A 3259-nucleotide genomic window follows, 5' to 3' on the forward strand; every position below is an offset into this window, starting at 1 on the left:
TTCCGGAATCTGCGATCAAATGCGGCCGGAATTGGTGATCATTTCGCTCCGGAATACACACACAAGCACTACTTACACGAATTTTGCCGAAATGGTATGGAATTATGTCAGAAATGAGCCTACTTCACCTGAGTTTAATGAATTGGCAAAATCCAATAAAACAAAAAATTATGCGCGTGAAATTGCTGCTCAAATAAGAAGGCTGAGCAGATGGTGGTATCCTGAACAACCTAAGAATAAAGAATATAACGAAGAACGAGAAGCATACTTCGATAAAATAATCGAAAAAGCCTTTATAAAAGAGGTTTTTATTGTAGGAAAAAATAACAAACTGAATAGCAATTCCTTAATAGTAAATTCACTAAAAGATGTTACTCGTAATTATCGCTGGGGAACACAAACCGATTTACAGGAACTTGCCCGCATCTATAATATTAACTTACATACCTTAATCAATGGCAACGCACCCTATAAGCCTGCTGATACCCCACAAAGACCAATTATTACAATGGACAATCAGCATAACCTTCATTGGACTACCTGTATTAGCTTTCTAGGCTCGAACTTTAAAGGTAAGCGCTATGATAGCTATACTAAGGATAGTGTAATTTCTAAACAAGAAATAAAAGATATTATGCAAACTTATACTCAAGGTTTTGTGGCATTAGTGACTAAAAGAAATCATCTTGAAAAAGCCATGCAAATTATTCAACTCTGTGATAATCGTGACTTCAATGTGAGTGATATTGTGCGGATGCTTAGCAATTATTTACAACGATCTAATTTTAATAACAATAGCTCTTTTAAAAAACGTGCCGACTATATCATTGCCAGAGCTGAATATTTTAATGAGGCTGCTGATAAACCAGATGGGCTCGATTTAAGTGTATAGTTAATGGGGAACCCCGATGCCTTTTCAAAATCACTTTGAGTGAGATAAAGTTTTTTGTTCAAGCCCCTTATTCCTAGAAAGACATAGGATAATGCGGAAGTAACTTTAGCCGAATGAGCCTGAAAATCAGAAGCCTTTCCAATTGATTTGATAAATAAGCCAGCAAGCCAGGCAGCAAAAGTAACGATAAGGGCAATAAGTAGTAAAATATTCATTCTTTGAGGACATCAAACATAGAGATTGGTTACAGGATTGATACAACTCCAATCAATATGTATCCATGGTTGTGACTTTTCGCGGATAAGTTTGCCAATAAATAGTTTATAAAAGGATTCTCTTTCTCTTTGGAGATGTTACCGAAGGGAAGTAGAAACTTATTCGTTGCCTCAAAATAGTTGTTACTTTCCAAGGGAGATAATTAATAAAATAAATTAATAACTGTTTCATTAAATAGCGTTCCTTTAGGACATGACTTTGCTATCGCTGTTTGCAATAATCTCAACACATGCATGATTGTTCCTTGTAGCAGCGTTGTAAATAATAAGGTTCGCAACAATAGACGCATCAATCTTCAATTGAAATTCACAATTCAAGGCCTGGCCATTTATAGTAACAAAAATATTCTGGGCAAGAATCGTGGAGATATCTTTTACAACGTTCGGCGTCTGTTGTAAGGAAGTCCCTGCCCAGTATTGATTGAAAAGGATACGGTTATGAAAGTAAATCCATCCTATTAGCCTACTCTGACTTGAGAACGTACTTCTTTAAAATCAGCATCAGGTAAGGTTTCGAGTTCATTGTCTCTGGCCAAAGCAGCGTGAATAAAGCGAGTCAATGAATGACGTGTATTCCCCGACCCTTGCAAATGCTTGTTTAAAAGAAGCAAAAATGCCTCTTTATTTAGATCAGATGAGTCCCTGATAACCCTTTGCAAGTTTTGAGCTCTTAAAACACCACTTTCACCATGAAACCAATGTGAAAAACGCGTTATGCCACGTATTCCAGTTGCATTATTTTTGCACCAATCCAAATAATTGCAGATGCCTGCATTTACTTTATCAATGCATTCCTCGATGGATAATTGCTCGATTCTTTGGGTAAATTGATTGACTTTAATCTCATTAAAAGAAAAGAACACATCAATGCGCCGGTTATTGATGCCACGACAGTCGCTTCGAGTAACTTGTGCATGACCATGTTTAAAATCTGCATCAAGAAATTTTTCTCCACCCAGATTACTATCGTGTATCGAATCATCAATTATCAGTACAGTAGCAGCCTCTTCATCTAGTTTTGTTCCAATATCCGCGGCTGAGGCAATCAAATAGGAAATATTATGCTTGGTCAATATCCTTTTTAATGCCTCTGTCGTGCTTGGATTTAAAATTTCCTCATTAATAAGCAAAGGTTTGTTTTTTGCTTTTAAAAAGGGAAGATGCAATAAGATAGAGGAAAGATTTGCATTAATATAGTAATAATCATGATAAGCATGAGAAGGAATTCTTCTTTCAAATTGATGATCAAATTCATCACAATAAACGTCTGCACTTTCCCCGCAATGAGAAATGTAATTTTTTCCAAAAGTTAATAGGAATAAAGAGGAGGCAGACTTCTTTAATTCCGCATAAGCGCCAAGAAATAGAGGACAATACTCATCGGCGAAACTGTCTCTACTCCTATACTGCAATTGTCTTTTAGAAAAATCCTTACCCAAAACAGCTGCGATATTATCAAAATCAATCGCATACACTACATCGCATTCTGCTTGAGAATTGCCCGTCTTTGCTTTTCTTTCTTCTACAGTTTTAAAATGTCGAACTCGAATATTGGCGCCATTTTGATTTAATCGATTAATGATTGCTTGTAAAATTTCTTGCTGCGCTTGATTATTGCCGGTTTCGATACAATCTAACTCTATATTTTTGTAGCCATGATAATAAAGCTTTAAAAGAATCATTAAATCTTGAAATAAGCCACCGCTTCCTAAGCTTAATAAACGAATAATCGATTTTTTATCGTTGCTTTCTACAGCACTTAAAATTCGTTCTTCGTATTTAGCACGAATATTAGAGAAAGTTGAGCGAGAATGCGCGTGCGTAACGACACACCAACACTCATGCAGCCAATTTAAGCTTGGTTTCATTGGCCCATAGGATGAGCTCCAACTTTGAGTAGGATTTTTATAAAGAAATGAAAGCCAACGATTAAATGTCTGTAGATCTAATTGAGTAATTTGTTCTGCTGTATATAATTTATATCGATTCATGTTTATTTTATAATTTGTAAAATTTTGAAAGTATAACCCAAGCTATTCTGTGTTATTGACCTAGATAAGCCGATGCGAGTCTGCCAGCTGCATTGCTCTCC

At 35.9% G+C, this 3259-nt stretch carries 2 protein-coding genes and 1 pseudogene; 1 reads left to right on the plus strand and 2 read right to left on the minus strand.

All coding sequences use genetic code 11. The features are described 5' to 3' along the window. A pseudogene (locus DGG96_RS20400) lies at positions 1 to 892 on the plus strand (hypothetical protein); the annotation flags it as partial. Here DGG96_RS20400 and DGG96_RS20405 read toward each other — a convergent pair. Both DGG96_RS20405 and DGG96_RS20410 read right to left on the minus strand, forming a co-directional pair. Further along, positions 820 to 1107, minus strand: coding sequence for a hypothetical protein (locus DGG96_RS20405; protein WP_110144296.1), 288 nt, complete (start codon positions 1105 to 1107; stop codon positions 820 to 822). The pseudogene DGG96_RS20400 and the gene DGG96_RS20405 sit on opposite strands and share 73 nt — an antisense overlap. A 518-nt stretch (positions 1108 to 1625) precedes the next feature. Further along, positions 1626 to 3158, minus strand: coding sequence for a hypothetical protein (locus DGG96_RS20410; RefSeq protein WP_110144297.1), 1533 nt, complete (start codon positions 3156 to 3158; stop codon positions 1626 to 1628). Between the last annotated feature and the right edge of the window lie 101 nt (positions 3159 to 3259).

The sequence above is a fragment of the Legionella qingyii genome (assembly GCF_003184185.1).

What these genes read in the sequence shown, in the direction of transcription:
- DGG96_RS20405 (WP_110144296.1), bottom strand. Translation starts at nt 1,107, where the DNA reads ATGAATATTTTACTACTTATTGCCCTTATCGTTACTTTTGCTGCCTGG.
- DGG96_RS20410 (WP_110144297.1), bottom strand. Translation starts at nt 3,158, where the DNA reads ATGAATCGATATAAATTATATACAGCAGAACAAATTACTCAATTAGAT.